The sequence below is a fragment of the Burkholderia sp. AU15512 genome (assembly GCF_002223325.1).
Classification (GTDB): Bacteria; Pseudomonadota; Gammaproteobacteria; order Burkholderiales; family Burkholderiaceae; genus Burkholderia.
Window position 1 is genome coordinate 1,079,262 of the sequence record NZ_NKEX01000008.1, and the last position, 22,604, is coordinate 1,101,865.

Below are 22,604 nucleotides of genomic sequence, written 5' to 3' on the forward strand. Positions count from 1 at the left end.
GTCGCGCTCATTCGAGCTCGACGCCCTTGAGCTCGGGAATCAGGAACAGCGTCGCGACCATGTCGAGCACGTACAGGCCGGCGAGCAGCGCGATGGCCGTCTGGAACGAGTAGTGCGCGGCCAGCGCGCCGACCGCGACCGGGCCGAAGCCGCCGACCGCGCGGCCGATGTTCCACAGCACGTTCTGCGCAGTGGCGCGTGCGGCCGTCGGATAGCCTTCCGACATCAGCGTCCCGTAGCCGCCGACCATCCCGTTGACGAACATGCCCATCAGCGCCCCGGCCCACAGCATCGCGGTCGGATCCGACAGCCGCGCATACGCGAGGACCGTCACGACCGCGCCGAGCTGGTACAGCAGGAACGTCGGCTTGCGCCCGATGCGGTCGGCCAGTTGCCCGAACACCCAGACGCCGATCATCATCCCGACGACCGTCGCCGCGGTCCACAGCCCCGACTTCGTCAGCGAGAAGCCCATCTGTTTCGACAGGAAGGTCGGCAGCCAGATCATGATCCCGTAGTAGCCGAAGTTCTGGACCGAGCACAGGATCACGATGCCGACGCTCGTGCGCGCGGTGCGGCCGTCCGCGACGAGCAGGCGGAACGCGTTGGCCTTCGGCTGCGCTGCGCGTTGCACGAACGCTTCAGGCTCGTGCAGCCTGTTGCGCATCGCCCACGCGAGCAGCGCGGGCAGCACGCCGACCACGAACATCCCGCGCCAGCCGATGTGCTGCAGCAGGAATGGCGTCAGCAGGGCCGCCAGCAATACGCCGGCCTGCCAGCCGAGCGCGACGTAGCACGACACGCGTGCGCGTTTGCTCGCCGGCCACGCTTCCGCCGCGAGCGCCATGCCGATCCCGAACTCGCCGCCGAGCCCGATGCCCGCGATGGTGCGGTACACGAGCAGATCCTCGAAGCCCTGGGCGAACGCGCACAGCCCGGTGAAGATCGCGAACAGCAGGATCGTCCAGGTCAGCACGCGCACCCGCCCGTACCGGTCGCTCAATGCACCGAACAGGATACCGCCCGCGACGGCGCCGATCAGCGTCCACGTGACCAGCGCGCCGCCCTGCCCGGGCGTCAGATGCAGCGCCGCCGTGATCGCCGGCAGCATGAAGCCGAGGATCAGCAGGTCGAAGCCGTCCATCGCATAGCCGATCGCCGATCCGGCCAGCGCTTTCCACGCGTACGCGCCGACCTGCTCCACGCGCGGGGCCGGCGGGCCGCCGAGCGTCGAAGATTCTATGTTTGCTGCCATGGTGTCCTGCCACGATTGTCCGGCGACATTTTAAAGCCTGTGCCCGTGAGCGACGGGCCGGCAGCCTCCCCGGTGACGATGGTTCGCGCGTGCGGCGGCGCCCGCTTGCAGGACGGCGAGCGGGAATTGGCGGGGAATGAACGGGAGGGAAAAACGGCGATCCGGTGTCGGCGGCGAAGCCGGTGATGTCGCGGTCAGGCCGGACACCGGATGAAACACAGCATGAAGGCGGCGTGTTACCGGCCGGCCCGCTGGCGCGAACCGGACGGCGCCGGGCGGCCTCGCGGCCCGGCCGGCATCAGCCTTGATCGTCGCCGGGCCACCAGGTCTTGGCCTCGCGGTCGACGGCGAGCGTATCGAGATCCTTGCCTTCGAGCCATTTCGGGCGCGGGCCGCGGCCCGACCACGAGCGGCCGGTCGACGGATCGTAGTACTTGGCAGGCGCCTTGCGTTTTCGCTGAACGATGTAACCGAGCGCGCTCAGCACTTCCTGCTGCGAAATTCCCAAAAGCTCGACCTGTTCCTTGAATGCCGCGAGCGCGGCCTGCTTCTCCTTCTGCTTCGCATCCGACAGCTTGATGTTCAGGTCCCGAAGTTGTGCTTCGAGTTCCTGCAGGGCCTGGGTCATGTATTCATCCTCTTTGGGCATGTTTTCGCAAAAAGCTCCGATGGCGGAACCTACCATGAAGTTCCGCCGATGGGGGCTGTCAAATGTCTGAATCGTTTGCCGGAGCCGGCATGGCTTGCGCGATACGCACTAAACGACGCCGCGCGTCAATCAATGGCAGACAGGACCGGGCCGGCAACGCGCAGCCCGCCATGGTCGAAGGCACGGCGAACGGCTGCGGCAAGTAAGCGTCGCACCATGGCACTGGCGCGGCATGGCGCGAATGATAGCAGTGCTCGGCGTCGTGTTGCAGAAGTCGTCGGCCGGCGTCGATGCGGATACGTCGGATTACTGGCCGACGTCGCGGGCGTCCCACTGGATCCGGTCGAACAGCGCGCGCAGCTTCGCGCCGCGCGCCGCGTTCAGCGCGGCCGCATGCGCGACACGCCCGGCGAGATGCGCGCGAAAGTCCGGGTGCGCATCGCGATTCTGCGACGCCGGGCCGCTGCGGATGCAGTTGGTCAGGATGGCCTTCAGGAGATCGAACGCATCGCGCGCCAGGTTCGGATGACGATTGACGACCACGCCGGCCAGTTGCTGCCGCGTACCGCGCCGCATCACGCGCGTCTTGCGCAGTTGCAGCGCAAAGCCTTCCTCGAGCGCGATCGCGGCGACCCGGATCTGCAGCCGTTCGACCTCGCGCGCCAGCGTGCCGCCGCCGGAGAAGGCGAGATCGTCGGCATAGCGCGTGTAGGTTGCACCGAGCGAACGCGCGAGCGCGGCGAGCCGCATGTCGAACCGGAACGCGCTCAGGTTCGCCAGCGCCGGCGACGTGGGCGCGCCCTGCGGCAGATGCCGCTCTCGATAACGCTGGCGGCCGATCCAGTCGAACCGGTCGCGCAGGTCCGGCGCGAGCAGCCGTGCGGACGGCACGCGGTTGGTGCACAGCCCGGTGAGCATGCGCGCGACTTCGACCGGGTACCCGAGCGTGACGAACAGCGCGTGCACGCGGGCGGCGCGTATCGATACGAAGAAATCCGCGAGATCGAACCGGACGACGACGTCGCGATCCGCATGGGGCGCCGCGAACGACACGATCCCGTGCCCCTTGCGAAAGCCGTGTACCGCACCATGCGGCGCGATGCGATCGAGCAGCCCGTGCAGGATGCGGCGCTGGGCTTCGCGCAGCCGGCCTTTCGGGATTTCGACGAGGCGGCTGCCGCCGCTGCGCTTGTCGTGCGCCACGTACGTGTAGTGATGCAACGGCGTGGCGCTGCTGCGCGCGTCGACGCGCCAGTGGTCGGACAGCCAGTCGAGCGCCGGCGCGCTCACGCCGAGCCAGCCGGCCAGATCGCCGGGCGTCGCCCATTGCGGCACGTCGCAGCCGGCGAGCGGCGCCGGCAAGGGTTGCTGGACGGGGGGACGCCGTATGACGCGGATCACGGCCGGCCGATCCTCGCGATACCAGGCGCGCACGAACGCGGCCGCATCGGCCAGAACCGCCGCAAGCACGTCGATGTCGACGTCGTCCCAGTTCGCGCCGAAGCGGGCGAGCGCGACGTCCGCGCATTCGTGCGCCCACGGCTGCGCGCCGCCTAGCACGGCAGCCATACGCGCGATGACGCCACCGCGCTCGGGCGTCCCGGCGAGCATCGCCTCGGCAATCGTGCGGGTGGTATCGCGCAGGGATGAATGCATGGAGAAAGATGGGCGGGACGATGAGCCAACGTGACTGGTGCTGCGAGGGGAGGCGTTACGCCACGCGCAACCCGGCCCCTTGCGACGCATCGGGGTGTCAATCTCATCCACGGGGTAGCCCCGTAGTCCTGGAACATCGGCTGCCTGTTCCGGGCGTGTGCTTGACCCACCGGCCCGCGATGCGACTTTAATGGCCGCGAACGCGGCGTGTCAAACCGGGTGGCGATCCGGCGCCGCGGCGGCGCGCCGGATCGCGACGCGCAACCTACGCGTGCCGGGAAAACAGTTCGCGGTACGCGATCGGCGCGACGCCGACGCCGGCCATGTTGTTCAGCATCGTGGCCCAGGTCGCGTTGTCGACGCTGACCGGAAACGACCGCACGCGGTTGGCGAGCAGCCAGAAGGTGCGCGTCATGCCGTTGCTCATCGCGACTTCGTACCCGCTTCCCTCGAGCCTTAGCCGACCGGCGGCAGCGCCACCGGTTCGACGCGGCCGGCCCGGAACGCGGCGGCGGCCGACGCGTATTTGCTGTCGAGCGGCATGATGCGGCGCGGCACACAGTCCTGCGAATTCAGCTGCGGAAACGCCGGGCTCGTGCCGAGCCACAGGCCGTAGAACCTTTGAGCGTCGAGATGCACGACGAAGCGCTCCGTTTCGGCGGGCGTTGCCGCCATGTAGCAGTCGGCCTGGCCGGGAACGACGACGCGCCACGTCGCGCGCTGCGCGCTCAGGTCGACCAGCTCGCTCGGCAGCGGCCGCGGCTGGATGGGAGACGGTCGTCCCGCTTCGCGCAGGTCGCGTGCGCGATCGAGTCCGATACGAAGACGTGTCAGCATGGGCCCTCTCTTTCTCTCGTGATTTGTTCGAATGCGTCAGGGGGCGGGCGATTACATCGTCACGTGTTCGCAATCCGTGGGCCCGGCGTCCTAACGCCCCCGGTGTGTTCGGGAACTGGCGCAGTGTAGCGTCTTTCCGGGTCGGCAAGAATCAACTCGGCCGGCGCCGACTGCAGTATCGACGGACCTGCGCTGCGCAGTTCAAGCACCGGACGAACCCCACGCTCGAATGCTCGAACCCTCATGAACGCCCATGCGCTTCACCTGCCACGCCATCAACCAGAGAATCAATATTCGTCGCCGATTATCTGAATATCGAAACAATCAAAAACAATAACAACAGACCGCAGAATTCAATAAAATCAAATTCAAACAAAAAATTATCGAATTCGATCAACGATAAATTAATACGATTGGCGCCCTCAAAATCAAATAAATAGTCTGTGTTGTGCGCCGCAACACCGTGATTCAAAGATCAACGAGATACGGAGGCGCAGCACGAATCGCTTCATTCGTGCTTTGTCGCAAAGTTTCCACCTTGTCAGGCCACCGTTGATTTCCAGGCATTTGTGAATCAGCAATCCGGAAAGGCATACCTGTCTTCCCGGACGTGACCGACGTCGTCAGATCGCATTAATTCATTCAATACCAAAGGAAAGTCATGAAGAAGATTGCAACCGTGCTGTTTTCAGCACTGATGCTCGCCTCCACGTGCGCGTCCGCCCAGGCGCTTTGCAAGGCCGGCAAGATCGACAAGATCGAAACCGACGCCACCGGCAACCTGCTGGTGACCATCAACGACGGCATCTACTCGTTCAGCGCAAAGGAAGTTTATTCAATTATTTACCAGGCCTATTCAGAAAACAGGAATCTGTTTATCTACGGAAACAATTGTGCGAATGGCTCGCCGGCAACCCGCTTTGCCATTCGTTAATCGACCTTAACGCTCGACGATTATCAATACGTGGAGCACGGGGCTGGATTGACGTTCCGAATCCGGTGCCATCGCGGGCCGTGGTGTCGGCGCTGCGCGTCATGACACCACACCCGCGGGTCGCCCCACCCCCGTTCCGGAATCCATGGAGCAGCCGCGCTTGCCGCGACGAGCCAAACGTTGCCCGGTATTTTTCACCCCGACCACCTCCGGCGCCCGCAAGGACAGCGCCGACCCGCATCGCGACGGCCATCGTGCTCAATCGGCGAGCGCGATGTCGCGAACGTGGGCCGAATCGAATGTCTTCACGCGCCACCCCGGCGAACGCAGAATGCCTGCGATCGCGGGACACTACCGCAGAAACGGCGCCAGCGCGTCGGAAGCTTCGGAGAACCGCTGCTCGAGGAAGTCGAGCAACGTGCGCACGCGCGGCGCCATATAAAGCGTGCGTTGAAACAGCGCGTTCACGGGCACGTCCGGGCAGCGCCACTCCTGCAGGAGCAGCTTGAGCCGCCCGGCCTGAAGATCGGCGCCGATGTCCCAGATCGATTTCATGGCCACCCCTCGCCCCTCGACCGCCCATTCGCGGGCAAGCGAACCATCGTTGGTCTGACGGGAACGGTCGAGCGGCGCGGTGAACGACGCGGTCTCCCCGTCGCGCGTGAAACGCCAGTTGTTCGCCACGCCGGCCGCCGAAGAAAGGACGATGCATCGATGCTCACGCAAATCGTCGGGATGGCTCGGCATGCCGTGCTCGGCGATGTAGTCGGGCGACGCGCAAAGCGCGCGGCGATTGTCGGCCATGCGCTTGGCGACCATCGAGCTGTCCGCCGGCACGCCGAACCGGATCGCGAGATCGATATCGTCCTGCAGCAGGTGTGACAGTGAATCCGAGAGCACGAGCGAGAGCGTGACGTTCGGATGGCGTTCGTTGAATGCGTCGAGCCAGCGACGCAGCACGGTGCGCCCGAAATCGGAGGTAGCCGATACACGCAACGCCCCGCTCACCGATGCACGTCCGGCCTGCAACGCCGCACGCGCATCCTCCAGCGTTTGCAGCGCATGCTGGCAATGTACAAGATACAGACGGCCCTCATCCGTGAGGCGCAGCTTGCGGGTCGAACGCTCGAACAGCTGCGTGCGGAGTTCTCCCTCGAGCTTGACGAGCCGGGCGCTCGCCGCCGCGGGGGACAGTCCGAGCTTTCTGCCGGCCGCCGAAAGACTGCCCTGGCTTGCTGCTTCGACGAAAAGGCGAATGTCACCGAGATTGTCCATGGTCGCGTCGCGCGAAAGGAATGTTGGGGTGTGCCGCGCGATGCGCCGCGCGGACCGGGCATGGTAACGCGATGCGGACGGACGAGGAAAAGGCCGATCGGCAGGATCGGCCCCCGGGCCCGCTTACTTGGCGACCACGCCGAGCTGTTGCAGGAACGTCAGGTTGTCTTCGAGATGCCAGTTGTCGGTGATCTTGCCGTCGCGAATGCGATAGATGTCCGTGGCGATGAAGTCGACCACCTGCCCCTTGCCCTGCACGCCGTTGAAGGTGCCGGTGAAGTGACCGGTGAAGTGCAGATGGGTGACGACGCGGTCGCCGGCGACGATCATCTGTTCGACGTCGGCGTGAACGTCCGGCACGGCGCGATGGAAGCCTTTCGATGCAGCCAGCGGCCCGGCGATGCCCTGCGGCCGACCGGCGGGCAAGGTGCGGTCCGTGAAATCGGCCGCCAGCGCCTCGCGGGCCTGGGCCTCGTCGCCCGTGCTCCAGAAGGTGTCGTAAAGACGTGCCGCGCGAATCTGTTGCTCGGCCTGCTGCTTCGAGAGGTTCTTGTCGACGATCAGCGTTTTCGGCTGCACGAGATCGTCGCCGGTCGCGGCGACGGCAGGCAACGCGGCAGCAGCGGTGGCTGCGGCCAGCGCGATGCGGGAAACGGAGGAAAGGACGGTGCGGGTTTTCATGACGGGCTCCTTGAGGGTGTACGCGATGCTCGATGAACGGATTGGATCCGGCAGTGGTGCGACTTGGGTCATTCAGGCTGGAAAGCGGGCGGTGCGATTCGCTTGCGCGGTCTCGCGTCGATCAAGCCGGGACGCGAAAGCGGTCACCGCAATCGCCATCAGCGTCATCGCGGCGGCCACGAGCGGCAGCGTGTCGAGTGCCTGCCCGTGCGAAAGCGCCATGCCGCCGAGCCACGCCCCCATCGCATTCCCCACGTTGAACGCGCCGATGTTGAGCGTCGATGCTAGGTTCGGTGCGCTCGCGGCCTTGCTCAGCACGCGCATCTGCAGGCCCGGGACCGTCGCAAATGCCGCGACGCCCCAGACGAAGATCGTCAGGACCGATGCCACGGGGTGATGCATGGTGCGGCTGAACACCACCATGATCGCGACCAGCACGACGAACACGCCCGTCAGCGCCCGCATCACGCCGCGATCAGCAAGCTTGCCGCCGAGCGCATTGCCGATGGCGAGACCGATGCCGAACAGCACGAGAATCTTCGTCACGCCGCTCGGCGCGAATCCGCTCGCCTGCTCGAGCACGGGGGTGATGTAGGTGAACACCACGAACATGCCGCCAAAGCCGAGCACGGTCATCAACAGTGCGAGCCAAACCTGCGGGTGCTTGAGCACGCCTACTTCGTGCGCAAGGCTCGCGGGTGGCGCTTCGAGCGTGTTCGGCACGAGCGCCACGAGGGCCAGCGCGGCGAGCACGCCTGCGCCGGCGACGGACCAGAATGCGGCACGCCAGCCGAGCATCTGGCCGATGAAGGTGCCGAGCGGCACGCCGAGCACGTTGGCGAGCGCAAGACCGGTAAACATCAATGCGACGGCACTCGCGCGCTTGTCCTGCGGCACGAGCGACGCGGCAACGACCGACCCGATGCCGAAGAAGGAGCCATGCGCGAACGACGTGACGACGCGGGCGATCATGAGGCTCGTGTAGCCCGGCGCGACCGCGCACAGAACATTGCCGACGATGAAGATTCCCATCAGCAGCAGAAGCGCCCACTTGCGCGGCATACGGCTCGTGAGGACGGCGAGCAGCGGCGCGCCCACGGCGACGCCCAGCGCATAGCCGCTCACGAGCAGCCCCGCCGACGGGATGGAAACGGAAAGCGACTGCGCGACATCGGGCAGGATGCCCATGATGACGAATTCCGTGGTGCCGATCGCAAAAGCGCTCAGGGCCAGCGCGAGAATGGGAAGTGGCATGGCTGTCTCCGGGAAAGCGGCGAAGCCGCAGTGGATGTGCAGCCATTCTGCTTGCCACCGTGTGGATTGATAATTGGCCTCCGTCTTAAATGATTTTCAAGCCAGACAAGAAAATCAACGCAAGGGGCGGCGCGTGCCTGATCAGCACTCCATCATTCGTCGCCGGTCAACGCGTCGATCAGCGCGCGCACGCGAGCCCGGCGTCACGAGATTGACGAACAGCGGCGCGGGGCGACAGGTCGGCAACACTTCAACGAGCGTGCCGCTGCGCAGGTGGGGTTTGGCGAGAAACGCGGGGAACTTGTTCGAGGCCCGCGCCAAGCGCGGCAGCTTCGGCGAGCGCTTCACCGTGGTTGATGCGGAAGCGGGACTCGATGGGCAACGCGACCGTTCGCCCGTGTTCGACGAACTCGAGTGGCCGGTCGCGGCCCCGTGGTTGGTATGCGAAACGCAATGAGGCGATGCTTCCACAAATCGTCAACCGCACGAATCGTCGGGTTGGCCGTCAGGGAATCCGGATGCGTGCACAGGATCGGCGCCGCTTCGTCGATGCGACGGGCGACAAGCGAAGAGGCGTCGAGCGCCTTCGCACGAGCGCACCGGTGCGAAGGCGCTCGGGCAACCCGCTAGATCGTCTCGCTTTCGCGCACCGTAATCGGGCTTTGCAGCACGAACCGCGCAATGTCGTCCTTGCGCATGAATGCAACGCCGGGATGGCTCTTTGCATGACGCAGGAACGCGTCCCATGCACGCGTCATCTGCGGCGTGCCGCTGATACGGTCATGCGCGCTGATCGACATCATGCGCCGACGCGTACCCGCTTCCTCGTACAACTGATCAAAATCGAACTTGATCTGTTCGAGGAACTTGTCCGGCGAGTAATTCCGGCCCTCCACCAGCAGGATGTCGTTGTTGCGCAGCGTATACGGAATCACGACGAAATCCTTGCCGTTGACCTTTTCGATGAACGGCTCGTCGCGGCTCGTATCGTCGATGTGATAGACGTAGCCCAGCTCCTGCAGCAGCGACAGCGTGTTCGGCCCGCGTCGCAGCCAGTTCGCGTTGTAGCCGATCGGACGTTGGCCCGTCACCTCCTCCACCATCGATCGCGCCTGGATCAGAAACTCGCGTTCCTGCGGTCGCGACATCGCGTACTGCGAGTTCCACGTCGGCCCATGGCCCGACGCTTCGTGGCCGCGCGCCACGATTTCGCGCGCCACCTGCGGATGCCGCTTCGCCGCCTCGCCGATCATGTGACTCGTCACCTTCACGTCATGACGATCCCACAGATCCAGCATTCGGGGAATGCCTTCGCGATACCCGTACGCAAACCACGCTTGCGCGGCAAGATCGGCGGGCGCGCTCGCCGGGAAATCGACTTTCGGAAACGGATTGTCGGCACCCTTTGGGGGCTGTCCGCCCGCCTCGAACTGCATCGAGATCGAAATGACCAGCCGTGCACCGTTCGGCCAGAATTCACCCGGCACGGGCGCGGCGACCGGGGCCGATCGGGGGCTGCCCGTTTGCGCACCGGCCTGGGCGGACTGAAGCATCGCACCGACGGCGAACGCGCCCGCGCCGGCTCCGGCCTTGGTCAGGAACGAACGGCGCGTCGGTTGGTCGGGCGCCTGCTCGGCCGGATCACGATCCACGTGATCGATTTGAATTGCCATGGACAATCTCCTCATGACGCGCAAGCGCGTCGCTCGCACCGCAACGCGATGCATGATGACGAATGAACGGATATGGAATGTCACGCAGATACGTGCGCGTACAACCCATTGTCGGAAAGCGGCCCCGCTTTGAAAATGGGCTTTGAAATGAATTGACTTTCAATCCAGACCAAAGAATCGGTGTTCCGTCCGGATACGGCATGTCCGCTCGGCCTGCTGCGCTTCAATGCGTCGATACCCTTCGGTAAATGACGGTGAGCGCCAGCAGCAACGTCGGCGCCGTCGCATCGTGATGGCGATCCCTCAACCATCCGAACACGATCGGCCCAACAAAACCGATCAGGTTTCCGAATCAATTGATCGGCGCGATCCCGCCACCTCGGCCGCGCCGGTCAATCGCATGGTCGGCAGGCGCCAAAACAGCGGCAATCGGTGCGATCGACACGTACGCACGATCGCTCGTCATGCCGACGATATCGGCCCTGCTCGCGCGACACCCGCAGTGATACGTGTCCGTTCAGGAATTTCCGGCTGCGGCGATCGACCAGGTCTTCAACCGACCCGGCCGCTACGCGATCGCACCGCCACCGTCGACGAGCACCGTCGAGCCGGTCGCGTACGGAGTCGACGCGAGGTAGAGCACGGCGTTCGCAACGTCCTCGGGTTGACCGACACGGCCGGCCGGCAAGCGCGCCGCTGCGCCTTCGTACATCCTGTCCCGCGCCTGCGCATCGAGCTTCGACCAGAGCGGCGTCGCGATCAGGCCCGGGGATACCGTATTCACCCGCACGGGCGACAGCTCGAGCGCAAGCCCCCGCGCCAGCGATTCGAGCGCCGCGTTGATCGCGCCTTGCAGGACCGAGGTCCTGCTCGGCCGCACGCTCAGGAAGCCCGACACGAACGTCAGCGACCCGCCCTGCCGAATGCGTACGGCCCGCGCGACGCGATAGGCGCCCCAGAACTTGCTGTCCATCGCCGCGTAGGCATCGGCGAGCGCGAGACCACGCACCGGCCCCGCGGGTGTCTGCGCGGCCGACACGACGACGTGGTCGAATTCGCCCGCCGATTCGAAGAATGCACGTACGCTCGTGTCGTCGGTCGTGTCCATCACACCGGTTCGCACGCCGTGACCGATCCTCGCTGCGCTCGCCGCCAGTTTGGCCGCGTCGCGCGACGCGATCGTCACGCTCGCCCCGGCCGCCGCAAAGGCCCGCGCGGCCGCTTCGCCGATTCCCGAGCTTCCGCCGACCACCAGCACGTCTTGTCCATCGAATTTCATCGTTCGCTTCCTCCGATCAAAAGCGTGCTCGCGAGCGTGAAGCCGTGCCCGTCGCACGCGTCAAATGTTCTGAATACCGCTTGCGGCCGAGGATCGTCGGCCGCCACGCCGCCACGCCGAATCGCCGCTGTCGCCGGCGAAGCCGGCAAGCGTCATGTATCTCGCGAGACGATTGGGCAGATCCGGTCATCCATCAGGAATCCCGACCTGCTCGTCGGCCGCGAGCGTCGTCACAAATTCGACGGAAACCCCCGGGGCAATGGACACGAACAACTGAAGCTCATTGGACAACGGTACTTCACTCAGCGAGTAGTCGATCCGACTGCTGGACAGCCGATCGATCAACGTCACCCATTCGCGGTGTGTGTCGACGCGAAGCGCAATATGATCGATGCGCGGCGTGCTACGGCCTGCTTGCGCCGGTAGCGTCGCGCGCGTGACGTGAATCATCGGGCGGCTATCGAGGTACAACCAGTAGCCATCCACCCTGAACGGCGGTCGAGGCCCGGTATCGAGACCGGCGACCTCATCGAAAAAGCGGCGTGTCCCTTCAATGTCATCGGTGACGATGGTGGCGTGGTCGAAATGCATGCTTCGTGTCCATGCTGGAAAGCCTGGTACGCATTCTGTCGCACGTCGGTCGGTCTTGATAATTGGCTTCGCCATTGAATGATCTTCAATGACGACAAGGAGATGGGGGCCGCTGGTTGCCCGGGGTCCCGGTTTCGTCGCATGCCAGCGGATTCACGAGACACGATGTCACCGCGACGCCATGTGTGCACGTCTTCGGCAAAGTCGCGAACGGCATTCATGGCGCGGCCGGCGCAATGGGCGCATGCGCACGGGCCGCGCGGGGCGCCCGATCCTACAGCCCCTGCGGCGCATCGCGCAGCACGGCGCGCAGCGCGGTATCGAACGGCGTCGCGTGGTCGATCCCGGCGGCGCGCACGCGCGATGCGTCCAGATGGCAGTCATAGGGGCGCGGTGTCGCGTCGGTCGGCTGATCGATCCGCTTGAGCGCGGCGTCGATGCCGAGCGCGGCCGCGATCCGCTGCGCGATGTCGTACTTCGTCATCGGCTCCTCGCCCGACCAGTGGCGGAGGCCCGTGATCGACGCACCCGCGAGATGGCGCAGCGTGAGGTCGCGGATGACGTCCGCGACATCCGGCGTATACGTCGGGTACCGGATCGCCCATGCGTCCATGCCGACCGCGTCGGCGCCCGGCCGAGCGGAAGCGACGATCGCCGGCACGAGGCTCGTGACGGCCGATTCGCTCCAGTCGACGATCGGGCCGAAGAGCAGCGGCAGGCGCAACACACACGACAGCGGCGACGCGGCGAGCAGGGCCGCCTCGCCTTCGAGCTTCGTGCGGCCGTAGATGTTCAGCGGGTTCGGTGCGGCGTCCTCGCGGTACGGCGCCGCCTTGCCGTCGAACACGTAGTCGGTGGAGATGCCGAGCGTCCATGCGCCGTGGCGCGCAGCGAGCGCGCCGATGCGGGCCGGGGCCGTGACGTTGATCGCCCGCGCGCCGGCAGGGTCGCGTTCGCAGACATCCGGGCGGCGCTCGGCCGCGCAGATGATCACGGCGGCCGGTTGGCGGACGGCGAAGAGGTGTTCGAGGGCTGGCTCGTCGAGGACGTCGAGTTCGGCGAGGTTTTCCGGGGGCAGCGCCAGGCGTTTGGCGCCGGCGCCTTGCGGGTTCCGGATGGTCGCGACGAGGTTCAGCGACGATTCGCGGGCCAGGGATGCGGCAACCGCGCGGCCGAGGAGGCCGGCGGCGCCGATGAGGAGGACGGTCGGGAGGTCAGTCGACGAGGTCGGATTTGGCATGGGCGGTCATTCGGGTGACTGGGAAGTGCACGAGGTCGCGTTCGACGCTCGAGTTCGGGTCGCGGGGAGCATAGCCGAGTATGACAGCCGCTACATCGTGATGGCAGATCGGCAACCCCGCGACGGGCGCGCGTCACGCGCATCACGTGCGCCGCGGTCGGCGGCCGGCGCTCGGCACGGCGCCCCTGTCCACCGGGATGACACCCGTCCTGCCGACGACGTCGACACGCCGCGCGGCCGCTCGCGCGCGCGGGCAATCCACGGCGGCGCCACCTCACGAACCTCGCCCAAAAGCAAAGCCCGGTGCGCTTGCACGCACCGGGCCGTCACCTCTGCGGAAAACCGCGCCCCGCGTTACTTCCGGTCGAGCGAATACCGCCCCGGCCCGGTCAGTGCGAGCAACAGCAGCCCGCCGATGATGCTCACGTTCTTGTAGAAGTTGATCATCGCCATGTATTGCTCCATCCCCTGCAGCGCCCAGTAGCGATGGCCGATCAGCGCGGTCGCGAGCGTATAGGCGGCGAACACGAGTGCGAGCGGACGCGTATAGAAGCCGATCGCGATGAGCAGGCCACCGGCCAGCTCGACCGCCACCGCGATCGCGGCCGCCAGCTCGGGCGCCGGGTTCCCGGTCGACGCCATGTACGCGACCGTGCCCGAGAAGCCGCTCAGCTTCTGCCAGCCGAACAGCACGAACAGGATCATCAACAGCACGCGAGCGGCCAGCAGCAGCTCGTCCTTCTTCGACTCCAGTGAAACGTAACGCATGACAATCACCCTTGAATTGACGGTTTGATGCGTCCGGTGCCGATACGCGCCCAATCGGCGCGCCAGGTCGGCAACGAACCACTCCTCGCACCATCGGACAGCAGGCCGGTTGGCCCGCCGCCGAAGAATCCGCCTGGTCACGCCGTTCCCGGCGCGCTCCGGATCGGTTCTGGCGAAGCACGGATGCAGTCTACTGTCTCCCCGTGAATCATCAATCCGTCAAAACAAGATTCGCTGTCACAATCAAGTGGACAATCGAGCGGAACAAGAGCGTGACGCAGCAGCCATGAATCCGATCAGATGAATCTGCGCTTATGTTTCAAGGACATGAAAACCGCCCATTCATATCCGGCCTCCCTATCCAGTCGATATTGAAGCGCCGATTCGTGCTCACGGGCCACATCGAAATATCGCAATCGCGATTCGACGATACGTTATGTGTAAAAACCTGCCATCAGTGAATTAATTTACAAACTCGACTTTCTTTCCAATCGACGAAGGCCCCTGTTCCGGGACAAAGGCGTCTGGCCTGGCAATGCGCATGAGCAAACGAAAACGTTTCGCGGGCAAGGCGGGTTGATGTCATCCGCGGAGGATGCCGCCCCGTGGGCAAGGGTTTTCAGCCTGACAGCTGCCAGGACGAACACTTTCCGCGCACTGTCGATCGAGCCGGTGTTTAGCCGAGCAAGCGAAAAAACCGATCAAACATTCATGCTCCTGGCAAGTTCTCAATTCCAGTAAAACCCCTCAACAAATACACTAAAAATAGTGCGTCGTTAACGGCAAAAAATCGCAAATCTTTAATCCCCACTCCACCACCCCATTTCCATCCACACTTTCCCAACAATCATTACAAAAAATTACTAATTAATACAGATTTAAATATACGATAGCGCACGTCCTTACGTTTTCCCGACACTCCCGTGACGCCCGGAACGCGTCGCTCCGGACACGGCCCGCACGCGCATCGCCGCAGGCCGCCGACAGCCGCTCGTCACGGGATCGCTTTTCAACCGGAGACCACCCATGGCAACGAACATGCCTGTGAACAGCAGCGCGAATACGAACAGCCTGTTGCAACAGGCGGCGCAATCGATCATCAACGGCTCGACCGGCAATGGGTCGATGGATGTCGGCTTGCTCGTCACGACGCTGGTGAACGCGAAGACGGCCGGCCGGGCCGCGGCGCTCGCCGCGTCGCAGCAGACCGGCACCACGCAGATTTCCGCATTCGGCGCGCTGTCGTCCGCGCTAGGGGCGCTCGAGACGGGCCTCGCCACGCTGGCGAACGGCGCGCTGCAGTCGACGTTCACCGCGGTCACGAGCGGCAAGGGCCTGACCGCGACGCCGAGTGCAGGCGCGGTTGCCGGCACCTACACGATCGGCGTCACGCAGATCGCGACCGCGCAGTCGCTGGCTTCGTCGGGCGTCGACGGGAAGAAGGCGCTCGGCACCGGCACCCTGACGCTGTCGCTCGGCAACCAGTCGTTCAAAGTCGACGTCAACGGCACGAATAACACGCTGTCAGGCATCGCGGCCGCGATCAACTCCGCCTCGAACAACCCGGGGATCAGCGCGACGGTCATCAACGGCACCGACGGCGCGCACCTCGTGCTCGCGTCGTCGAAGACGGGCTCCGCGAGCACGATCAGCGTCGCGGTCGGCAACGTGGCCAACGACAACGGGCTGTCGAACCTCGGCGTCACGTCGACGGCCGACCCGACGGGCGGCCCGTCGAAGATCGACTCGGCGAACAGCGCGGCCGCATGGCGGCAAAGCGCCGTCGCGCAGGACGCGAAGTTCACGGTCAGCGGCATCGCGTCGACCAGCGCGAGCAACACGGTGACGGGCGTGCTGAACGGCGTCACGCTGAACTTGTCGGCGGCCGCGGTCAGCGCAACCGATACGCAGACGCTGACGATCAGCCCCGACACGAAGTCGCAGGCGGCCACGATCACGAATTTCGTGAACCAGTACAACGCCGTCGTCAAGACGATGGGCGCGCTGTCGAGCTACACGCCAGGGGCGAGTGCGCAGGGCGCGCTGATCGGCGATTCGACGCTGCACACGATCCGCAACGCCCTCGCGTCGACCATCGCGCGCGGCGTTCCCAACAAGAACGGCGACGGGCACACGAACCTGGCGGCGATCGGCGTCTCGCTCGAGAAGGATGGCACGCTGAGGGCCGACAGCGCGAAGCTCGACAGTGCGCTGAACAACAACCCGTCGGGGGTCGCGCACCTGTTCAACGCGACGAACGGGGTCGGCAAGCAACTGACCGACCAGATCGCGACCTTCACGAAGCGGGGCGGAATGATCGACCTGCGCACGAACGCGCTGGGCGCCGACCTGAAGCGCGTCACGCAGCAACAGACGAATCTGGCCGACTACGCCGCGCAACTGACCAAGCAGTACCAGGCGCAGTTCACGGCACTCAACGCGCTGATGGCCAAGATGAACTCGAACACGCAGTACCTGACGCGGCTGTTCGGCGGGGCCAACAGCAACGGCACGCTGGCGAACAAGTGAAGAGCGTCCGGGCCGATTGACGATCATCGCGGCGCGAGCCGGTCAATGGATCGACCGGCTCGCGCCGCCGCGCACGGTGTCCCGCGTGGAAGCCTCACTCACTCACGTACGCCCGGCAGTGCGCGAGCATGCGCCGCGTCCGGTTCCCCGTCTCGCACCGTCAACCCCGGACGGCCGCGCGCGCACGGTTACGCGGCGATCCTTCGCCGGAAATGCTCGGTCCCGGCCACGATCTTGTCGAGCACCGCATCGAGCGCCCAGAACCGCTCACGCACGTCGTAGTCGATCACGCGGCAGCGGATCGACGCGAAGGTGCCGATTCGCTGGTGATAGAGCTTCGCGAGCGCCGGGTACCCCAGCGCTTCCGACACCGCCGACACGACGAGGAACGTCGACAACTCGTCGGCCAGCGCCGGATTCGACGCCCCTTGCATGCGCAACCATCGGTACAGATCCGGATGGAAGTTGGTGAACACGCCATTGAAGCCGGCGGACCCCGCCTGCATCGCGTCCCACGCAATCGCGGCGTTCGCGTTGAGGATCTTCAGCGGCGAGCCCTCGGCGAGCGCGACGCGCCGCTTCACCGTCTCCAGGTCGCAGCTCACGTCCTTGAGCATCACGAAGCGGCCCGTGTCGATGCACGCACGCAGTTCGTCATCCGACAGCAGCCGCCGGTAAGGCGCCGGGCACTCGTACAGCCCGAGCGGCAGATCCGACGGCAAGCGCGCGAGCAGCCGGTGCAGATGGTCGAGCAGCGCGGCGCTGCCCTTGCGCTGCGGATCGAGGCGATTGGTCACGAGCACGACGCCCTGCGCGCCCGATTCGGCCGCCGCGCACAGCTCCTCGGCCTGCGCGTCGAGATCGTCGCTGATGTGCCCGGACGCGACCACCGGCACGCGCCCGGCCACCCGCTCGACCACGAAGCGCGCGAGTGCCGCGCGTTCGGCCAGGCTCAGAAACTGCATCTCGCTCGACTGCGCGACCGCGAACAACGCATCGGCGCCGTGCGCCAGATACCATTCGATGAGCCGCTCGAGCCCGGCGTAGTCGATCGCGCCGGCGTCGTCGAACGGCGTCAGCATCACCGGGACGATGCCCTCGATGGTCACGTTCGATTGCTGCGGGTGTTGCATCTGTTTCTCCTTGTTTCAGTGAATGCGTGGCACATGCCGCGTGCTCAGGCCGGCAACGGCCCGGGCGCGGCGTTCGCGGCCTGCTCGGGAATCGGCTTGCGCACCAGCAGCAGGTACGCCATCGCGCCCGCGAACGCGATCGCCGCGGCCGTCAGCAGCGCCGGCACGAACGACCACTTCTGCGCAATGATGCCGGTCAGGATCGGCGCGAGCGCGCCGCCGATGAAACCGCCGAAATTCTGGATCGCGCCGAGCGACGCAATGCGGCTCGGCGGCGCGGCTGCCGTCGCGAGCGCCCACGAGCAGGCCGACGCCGCGTTGGCGAGAAAGATCACGACCGAAATGCAGGCGAGCGCCACCGTGTTGCTCTGCGCGAGCGCGGCGGGAATCGTGAACGCGACCATCCCGAGCATCGCGACCACCACCGCATTGCGCCGGCTCACGACCGGCGAACGGCTGCGGCGCGTGACCAGGTCCGACAGCCAGCCCGCCAGCAGCGAGCCGACGAACCCGCACAGGAACGGCACCGACGCGGCGAAGCCGGTGCGGATCAGGCTCATGTGCCGCTCCATCGTCAGGTAGCCCGGCAGCCAGGTGAGGTACACCCAGTTCAGGTACACGGAACCGAAATAGCCGATCAGCATCCCCCAGGTCGTGCCGTGCGAGAACAGGCCGCGCCATTCGGCGAACGTCAGTTTCGGCGTCGCGACCGTGCTTTGCGCGTCGGCGTCGAGGTAATTGCGCTCGGTGGCAGTCAGTTGCGCGCGCACCGGATCGCGATACAGCGCGAACCAGACGACGGCGACGACGAGACCGGCTGCGCCCGTCGCGATGAACGCCCAGCGCCAGTCCAATGACGCGACGAGGATCGACAGCAGCAACGGCGCGAGCGCGGTGCCGAGCGGCGACGCGGCGTTGAAGATGCCGGTCGGCGTGCCGCGTGCGCGCAGCGGAAACCAGTTACTCACCACCCGCGCGGCCGACGGGAACTGCGGCGCCTCGCCGATGCCGAGCACGATGCGCGCGACGATGAACCAGCCAAAGGTCGACACGATACCGCCCGCCGCTTGCGCGATCGACCACACGATCAGGCCGATCCCGAGCAGCCGGCGCGGCCCGATGCGGTCGACCAGCCCGCCGACCGGGAACTGGCACAGCGCGTAGCTCCACGAGAAGGCCGACAGCAGCAGCCCCATCTGCGCGAGCGACAGGCCGAGATCGCCGCGAATCGCCGAGCTTGCAACGGCCAGCGTGCCGCGATCGAGGTAGTTGACGATGCCGCTCACCATCAACAGCGCGAGCGCGATGCGTTGCCCGCGCCGGATACGCGGCGGGGCGGGCGGAACGGTTGGGGTTTCGTTCATTGCGGTTGTCTCCATGTCAGTGATATCGGCCGGTTCCGGCCTGTCCGTCTGATGCGGAATTCAAGGTTCCAGGCATGCCACTTCGTTGCGCGTCGGAATCGAGGTCTGCGCGCCGTGGCGCGTCACGCTGATCGCGGCGGCGCGCTGGCCGAAGCCGATCGCGTCGTCCATCGACGCGCCGCCCGCGCGAGCGGCCGCGAACCCGCCGACGAAGGTGTCGCCGGCCGCGGTCGTATCGACGGCGACCACCGACATCGCCCGCAGGCGGCCGTTGCCTGCACCGCCACGCCAGCACACGCCGCGCGCGCCGAGCGTGACCAGCACGTTGCCCACGCCCTTCGCGCACAGCGCATCGGCGGCGCGCACGGCGGACGCATCGTCGCCGACGGCGATGCCGGTCAGCGACTCGGCTTCGGTTTCGTTGACGACGAGGTAGTCGACCCGTGCGAGCAGCGCGTCGAACAGCCGCTGCGCGGGCGCGGGATTGAGCAGCACCGGCGTGTGGTGCGCGGAGGCACAGGCGATGGCGCGCGCGACGGTAGCGACCGGCACTTCGAGCTGGCTCACGAGCATCGCCGCGCCGGCGATCGCGTCGCGCGCCGCGTCGATCCGGTCGGCATCGAGGCGCGCATTCGCGCCGGGCACGACGACGATGCTGTTCGCGCCGCCCGCGTCGACCGTGATCGTGGCCACCCCGGTCGCGGTGCCGCCGATCCGGTCCAGGTGCGTCACGTCGATGCCCTCTGCCGACAGCGCGTCGTGCAGGCGCGCGCCGAACGCGTCGTCGCCGACGCAGCCGATCATCGCGACCGACGCGCCCAGGCGCGCGGCCGCGACCGCCTGGTTCGCGCCCTTGCCGCCATGGACGGTCTGGAAATCGGTGCCGAGCAGCGTCTCGCCCGGCACCGGCAGGCGCGGCGCCCGTGTGACGAGGTCGATGTTCACGCTGCCGACGACGGCGATGCGCGGGGAAAGGGTGTCTCTCATTTCCGAATGTAACCGCTTACATTTGCGACGGACAAAAAGGCCGGAATGGCCGTCGTCGATGAAAATTTCACGATATGGATAGAATATGCGTCTGACATAATACGGAAGCACGTCAAGATAGCGCTTACATTCTCACAGGGTCGAGCGAGAATGCAAGCGGCGCCACCACGAACCGAGGGTAAACAATGACGCATTTGACAACGCACCGCGCCGGCACCGCCGCCACGCCTGGAGACAGCCGATGAGCTCGCCCCCGTCCCGCGCCGGCGCGCCCCGCGCGCGCCGCGGCAGCGGCCGCTCGGTGCTCGGCGATGTCGCGAAGCTGGCCGGCGTGTCGACCGCGACCGTTTCGCGCGTGTACAACGATCCCGGCAAGGTGTCGGCCGACGTGCAGCAGCGCGTGCGCGACGCGGCGCGCGCGCTGAACTGGATCCCGAATGCGGCGGGCCGTGCGCTCGCGTCCACGCGCACCCACATCACGGGCGCGATCATTCCGACGCTCGACGACCAGGTGTTCGCCTCGCAGGTCGCGGGCATGCAGACGGTCATGGCCGAGCACGGCATCACGCTGTTCCTCGGCTGCTCGAACTACGATCCCGCGCAGGCGCTGGACCAGGTGCGCGCGATGCTGTCGCGCGGCGTGGAAGCCGTGTCGCTCGTCGGCGAAGCGTATCCGCCGGAACTGTTCGAACTGCTGGCGATGCACCGCGTGCCGTACGTCGTCACCTATGCGTATCGCGACGACAGCCCGCACTGCTGCATCGGCTTCGACAACCGCGCGGCGTTCGCGCGGCTCACTACCCACCTGCTCGACCTCGGCCACCGCGATTTCGCGATCATCATGCAGCCGTCCGCCGACAACGACCGTGTGCAAGCGCGCCTGCGCGGCATTCACGACACGCTGGCCGCGCGCGGGCTCGCGGTGCGCCCCGTCCATCAGCACGAAGGCGCGGCCACGATCGCGTTCGGGCGGGCGAGCCTGCGCGCGATCGCCGACAGCGACGCGGCCACGCGGCCGACGGCCGTGATCTGCGGCAACGACGCGCTCGCGCTAGGCGCGTTGCTCGAGGCGCAGGCGCTCGGCATCGACGTGCCCGCGCAATTGTCGATCACCGGCTTCGACGACATCGCGCTCGCGCGCGAGATCCAGCCGCCGCTGACGACGATGTGGGTCGACACCCACGCGATCGGGCGCCAGGCCGCGCAGGCGTTGCTCGACGCACTCGAGAACGGTGCAACGGGGCCGGGTCATGCGGTGCTGCCGGAGTTGCGCATGCGGGAATCGGCTGCGGCGCCGGCGCAGGTTCGGGCAGGACGTAAAAAATGACGATGCGCCGGGCGGCTTCGACTGCCCGGCCCGCCTGTCACTGCATCACGTCGACCGGCAGCGTCTTGTCGAGATGGTCGTGCCACGCCTGGATGGTCTTCGGCACGTTTTTCTTCCACGCCGGCACGTTCGTGTAATAGCGCATCCGGACGTCGTTCTTCGCGTCGAACACGAGCAGGCCGATCCACAGGTCATTCCCGCGGCGCATCACGATCGCGGCATTCGTCGTCGCGATGCCGCGCACCCAGTACGCATTCACGTGCGCGTTCAGCCCGTCGAGATCCTTCTCGTCGGCGCTGTAGTTGACGTTGTCGACGAGCGTCTGATAATCGGCGCCGAGCAGCTTGTGCGCGGTCGCGTTCTGCGTCGCGTCGTCGACGACCTTGAGGCTCAGCAGGTCGGCCGCCGGTTTGGCCTGGAACTGCGACGCGGTCACGTACTGGCCGTCGTAGGAGACGCCCGAGCCCGCACCGCAGTCAAAATCCGCGCCGTGTTGCGTGACGCCGATGCGCCCGCCCTTCCGTTCGAAATCGAGCCGGCATTTGTCCTTGCGGTAGGTGCCGCTGTCGCCGTACAGCACGATGTCGCCGTCGAGCCCGCCCGTATTCGCGCCGTTGTTGCCGCCCAGCTCGAAATGCAGGCGCGGCGCCGTGCCGGTGAACGTCAGCACGCCGCCGAACGACGGGTTGTCGCTCGTCATGTACCACGTCTGCTGCCAGCGGTCGGCGGCCAGCGGCTTGCCGTTCAGGCTCGCGAGCCGTTCGCGGTAGCGATCGCCGAGGCACTGCGCGTCGCCGCCGCACCGGTCGCGCTGCTTGAGCCACTTCAGTTGCGCGGCTTTCAGCGCGGCCGTATCGCCGCCTTTTCCGAGCGCCTGCTTCCATGCCGTCGTCAGGTCGCCATCGAGCTTCGACAGCGCAGCATCCGCGCAGATCGCCTTCTCGGTGGGCGAGGCGGCTTTCGCGCAGTCGAAGCCTGCGGCATGCGCGGTGAGCGGCAGCAGTGCCAGCAACGCGGCGGCCGCGACGGATCGCAGGTGCGTGTGCCGCACGGCACGGGCGGAAATCGCGGTTTGCCCGCGCGCATTTTTTTGGTTCTGGAGGGTCATCGGCTTGATCGTCGCTGGATCGCGCGCCTGTAGAAGCTACCTGCACGCGGCATTCGAGGTAAAA

At 66.2% G+C, this 22,604-nt stretch carries 21 protein-coding genes; 4 read left to right on the forward strand and 17 right to left on the reverse strand.

Annotated elements, in window-relative coordinates; genetic code table 11:
• Positions 1-7 precede the first annotated feature (7 nt).
• From CFB43_RS36810 to CFB43_RS36830, 5 genes are all read right to left on the reverse strand, one after another.
• Positions 8-1,255, reverse strand: coding sequence for an MFS transporter (locus CFB43_RS36810; protein WP_089498946.1), 1,248 nt, complete (start codon positions 1,253-1,255; stop codon positions 8-10).
• Positions 1,256-1,553: 298 nt separating this feature from the next.
• Positions 1,554-1,883 (reverse strand): H-NS histone family protein, encoded by a 330-nt coding sequence (locus CFB43_RS36815; protein WP_089498947.1) that lies wholly within the window; start codon positions 1,881-1,883, stop codon positions 1,554-1,556.
• 327 nt (positions 1,884-2,210) lie between these two features.
• On the reverse strand, positions 2,211-3,560 hold the full coding sequence (locus tag CFB43_RS36825; RefSeq protein ID WP_089498948.1) for a reverse transcriptase family protein: 1,350 nt from the start codon (positions 3,558-3,560) through the stop codon (positions 2,211-2,213).
• 265 nt (positions 3,561-3,825) lie between these two features.
• Positions 3,826-3,987: a plasmid fertility inhibition factor family protein gene (locus CFB43_RS39105; RefSeq protein ID WP_256990207.1), complete on the reverse strand. Its 162-nt coding sequence runs from the start codon at positions 3,985-3,987 to the stop codon at positions 3,826-3,828.
• Positions 3,988-4,016: 29 nt separating this feature from the next.
• On the reverse strand, positions 4,017-4,397 hold the full coding sequence (locus CFB43_RS36830; RefSeq protein WP_256990208.1) for a hypothetical protein: 381 nt from the start codon (positions 4,395-4,397) through the stop codon (positions 4,017-4,019).
• A 661-nt stretch (positions 4,398-5,058) separates the two neighbouring features.
• Here CFB43_RS36830 and CFB43_RS36835 point away from each other — a divergent pair.
• Positions 5,059-5,331, forward strand: a complete 273-nt coding sequence (locus CFB43_RS36835; RefSeq protein ID WP_089498949.1) for a hypothetical protein — start codon at positions 5,059-5,061, stop codon at positions 5,329-5,331.
• A gap of 351 nt (positions 5,332-5,682) precedes the next feature.
• Here CFB43_RS36835 and CFB43_RS36840 read toward each other — a convergent pair whose 3' ends face one another.
• From CFB43_RS36840 to CFB43_RS36850, 3 genes are all read right to left on the reverse strand, one after another.
• Complete coding sequence (locus CFB43_RS36840; protein WP_089498950.1) at positions 5,683-6,606, reverse strand: LysR family transcriptional regulator; 924 nt, start codon at positions 6,604-6,606, stop codon at positions 5,683-5,685.
• A gap of 123 nt (positions 6,607-6,729) precedes the next feature.
• Positions 6,730-7,287 (reverse strand): ester cyclase, encoded by a 558-nt coding sequence (locus CFB43_RS36845; RefSeq protein WP_089498951.1) that lies wholly within the window; start codon positions 7,285-7,287, stop codon positions 6,730-6,732.
• A 72-nt stretch (positions 7,288-7,359) separates the two neighbouring features.
• The gene (locus tag CFB43_RS36850; protein ID WP_089498952.1) at positions 7,360-8,541 is read right to left on the reverse strand and encodes an MFS transporter; all 1,182 of its coding nucleotides are present in this window, start codon (positions 8,539-8,541) and stop codon (positions 7,360-7,362) included.
• A 73-nt stretch (positions 8,542-8,614) separates the two neighbouring features.
• Here CFB43_RS36850 and CFB43_RS38280 point away from each other — a divergent pair, with 73 nt between their 5' ends.
• Positions 8,615-8,998 carry a hypothetical protein gene (locus CFB43_RS38280; protein WP_144023188.1) on the forward strand — a complete coding sequence of 128 codons (384 nt, stop codon included), beginning with the start codon at positions 8,615-8,617 and terminating at the stop codon, positions 8,996-8,998.
• A gap of 169 nt (positions 8,999-9,167) precedes the next feature.
• Here CFB43_RS38280 and CFB43_RS36855 read toward each other — a convergent pair whose 3' ends face one another.
• The 5 genes from CFB43_RS36855 to CFB43_RS36875 form a co-directional block, all read right to left on the reverse strand.
• On the reverse strand, positions 9,168-10,208 hold the full coding sequence (locus CFB43_RS36855; protein WP_373452580.1) for a polysaccharide deacetylase family protein: 1,041 nt from the start codon (positions 10,206-10,208) through the stop codon (positions 9,168-9,170).
• 574 nt (positions 10,209-10,782) lie between these two features.
• Positions 10,783-11,493 (reverse strand): SDR family oxidoreductase, encoded by a 711-nt coding sequence (locus tag CFB43_RS36860; RefSeq protein ID WP_089498954.1) that lies wholly within the window; start codon positions 11,491-11,493, stop codon positions 10,783-10,785.
• Between the two features lie 186 nt (positions 11,494-11,679).
• Complete coding sequence (locus CFB43_RS36865; protein WP_089498955.1) at positions 11,680-12,084, reverse strand: extradiol dioxygenase; 405 nt, start codon at positions 12,082-12,084, stop codon at positions 11,680-11,682.
• Positions 12,085-12,358: 274 nt separating this feature from the next.
• On the reverse strand, positions 12,359-13,324 hold the full coding sequence (locus tag CFB43_RS36870) for a dTDP-4-dehydrorhamnose reductase family protein (RefSeq protein WP_089498956.1): 966 nt from the start codon (positions 13,322-13,324) through the stop codon (positions 12,359-12,361).
• Between the two features lie 354 nt (positions 13,325-13,678).
• Positions 13,679-14,092: a DoxX family protein gene (locus CFB43_RS36875; protein WP_089429970.1), complete on the reverse strand. Its 414-nt coding sequence runs from the start codon at positions 14,090-14,092 to the stop codon at positions 13,679-13,681.
• Between the two features lie 1,026 nt (positions 14,093-15,118).
• Between CFB43_RS36875 and fliD the strand changes: the two genes are divergently transcribed.
• The gene (fliD, locus tag CFB43_RS36880) at positions 15,119-16,621 is read left to right on the forward strand and encodes a flagellar filament capping protein FliD (protein WP_089498957.1); all 1,503 of its coding nucleotides are present in this window, start codon (positions 15,119-15,121) and stop codon (positions 16,619-16,621) included.
• Between the two features lie 188 nt (positions 16,622-16,809).
• On the opposite strand, the gene CFB43_RS36885 is transcribed toward fliD, so the two are convergent.
• The 3 genes from CFB43_RS36885 to rbsK are packed head-to-tail and all read right to left on the reverse strand — an operon-like array spanning position 16,810 to position 20,105.
• Positions 16,810-17,754, reverse strand: coding sequence for a dihydrodipicolinate synthase family protein (locus CFB43_RS36885; RefSeq protein ID WP_089498958.1), 945 nt, complete (start codon positions 17,752-17,754; stop codon positions 16,810-16,812).
• Positions 17,755-17,798: 44 nt separating this feature from the next.
• Positions 17,799-19,118 carry an MFS transporter gene (locus tag CFB43_RS36890; protein WP_089498959.1) on the reverse strand — a complete coding sequence of 440 codons (1,320 nt, stop codon included), beginning with the start codon at positions 19,116-19,118 and terminating at the stop codon, positions 17,799-17,801.
• 60 nt (positions 19,119-19,178) lie between these two features.
• The gene (gene rbsK / locus CFB43_RS36895; protein WP_089498960.1) at positions 19,179-20,105 is read right to left on the reverse strand and encodes a ribokinase; all 927 of its coding nucleotides are present in this window, start codon (positions 20,103-20,105) and stop codon (positions 19,179-19,181) included.
• Positions 20,106-20,346: 241 nt separating this feature from the next.
• Here rbsK and CFB43_RS36900 point away from each other — a divergent pair, with 241 nt between their 5' ends.
• The gene (locus CFB43_RS36900) at positions 20,347-21,432 is read left to right on the forward strand and encodes a LacI family DNA-binding transcriptional regulator (protein WP_089498961.1); all 1,086 of its coding nucleotides are present in this window, start codon (positions 20,347-20,349) and stop codon (positions 21,430-21,432) included.
• Positions 21,433-21,469: 37 nt separating this feature from the next.
• On the opposite strand, the gene CFB43_RS36905 is transcribed toward CFB43_RS36900, so the two are convergent.
• Positions 21,470-22,540: a lysozyme inhibitor LprI family protein gene (locus tag CFB43_RS36905; protein ID WP_256990209.1), complete on the reverse strand. Its 1,071-nt coding sequence runs from the start codon at positions 22,538-22,540 to the stop codon at positions 21,470-21,472.
• Positions 22,541-22,604: the final 64 nt, after the last annotated feature.

What these genes read in the sequence shown, in the direction of transcription:
- CFB43_RS36845 (WP_089498951.1), bottom strand. Translation starts at nt 7,287, where the DNA reads ATGAAAACCCGCACCGTCCTTTCCTCCGTTTCCCGCATCGCGCTGGCC.
- fliD (WP_089498957.1), top strand. Translation starts at nt 15,119, where the DNA reads ATGGCAACGAACATGCCTGTGAACAGCAGCGCGAATACGAACAGCCTG.
- CFB43_RS36830 (WP_256990208.1), bottom strand. Translation starts at nt 4,397, where the DNA reads ATGCTGACACGTCTTCGTATCGGACTCGATCGCGCACGCGACCTGCGC.
- CFB43_RS36865 (WP_089498955.1), bottom strand. Translation starts at nt 12,084, where the DNA reads ATGCATTTCGACCACGCCACCATCGTCACCGATGACATTGAAGGGACA.
- CFB43_RS36875 (WP_089429970.1), bottom strand. Translation starts at nt 14,092, where the DNA reads ATGCGTTACGTTTCACTGGAGTCGAAGAAGGACGAGCTGCTGCTGGCC.
- CFB43_RS36850 (WP_089498952.1), bottom strand. Translation starts at nt 8,541, where the DNA reads ATGCCACTTCCCATTCTCGCGCTGGCCCTGAGCGCTTTTGCGATCGGC.
- CFB43_RS36870 (WP_089498956.1), bottom strand. Translation starts at nt 13,324, where the DNA reads ATGCCAAATCCGACCTCGTCGACTGACCTCCCGACCGTCCTCCTCATC.
- CFB43_RS36885 (WP_089498958.1), bottom strand. Translation starts at nt 17,754, where the DNA reads ATGCAACACCCGCAGCAATCGAACGTGACCATCGAGGGCATCGTCCCG.
- CFB43_RS36840 (WP_089498950.1), bottom strand. Translation starts at nt 6,606, where the DNA reads ATGGACAATCTCGGTGACATTCGCCTTTTCGTCGAAGCAGCAAGCCAG.
- CFB43_RS36835 (WP_089498949.1), top strand. Translation starts at nt 5,059, where the DNA reads ATGAAGAAGATTGCAACCGTGCTGTTTTCAGCACTGATGCTCGCCTCC.
- CFB43_RS36890 (WP_089498959.1), bottom strand. Translation starts at nt 19,118, where the DNA reads ATGAACGAAACCCCAACCGTTCCGCCCGCCCCGCCGCGTATCCGGCGC.
- CFB43_RS36815 (WP_089498947.1), bottom strand. Translation starts at nt 1,883, where the DNA reads ATGACCCAGGCCCTGCAGGAACTCGAAGCACAACTTCGGGACCTGAAC.
- CFB43_RS36860 (WP_089498954.1), bottom strand. Translation starts at nt 11,493, where the DNA reads ATGAAATTCGATGGACAAGACGTGCTGGTGGTCGGCGGAAGCTCGGGA.
- CFB43_RS39105 (WP_256990207.1), bottom strand. Translation starts at nt 3,987, where the DNA reads ATGAGCAACGGCATGACGCGCACCTTCTGGCTGCTCGCCAACCGCGTG.
- rbsK (WP_089498960.1), bottom strand. Translation starts at nt 20,105, where the DNA reads ATGAGAGACACCCTTTCCCCGCGCATCGCCGTCGTCGGCAGCGTGAAC.
- CFB43_RS36825 (WP_089498948.1), bottom strand. Translation starts at nt 3,560, where the DNA reads ATGCATTCATCCCTGCGCGATACCACCCGCACGATTGCCGAGGCGATG.
- CFB43_RS36810 (WP_089498946.1), bottom strand. Translation starts at nt 1,255, where the DNA reads ATGGCAGCAAACATAGAATCTTCGACGCTCGGCGGCCCGCCGGCCCCG.
- CFB43_RS36905 (WP_256990209.1), bottom strand. Translation starts at nt 22,540, where the DNA reads ATGACCCTCCAGAACCAAAAAAATGCGCGCGGGCAAACCGCGATTTCC.
- CFB43_RS36900 (WP_089498961.1), top strand. Translation starts at nt 20,347, where the DNA reads ATGAGCTCGCCCCCGTCCCGCGCCGGCGCGCCCCGCGCGCGCCGCGGC.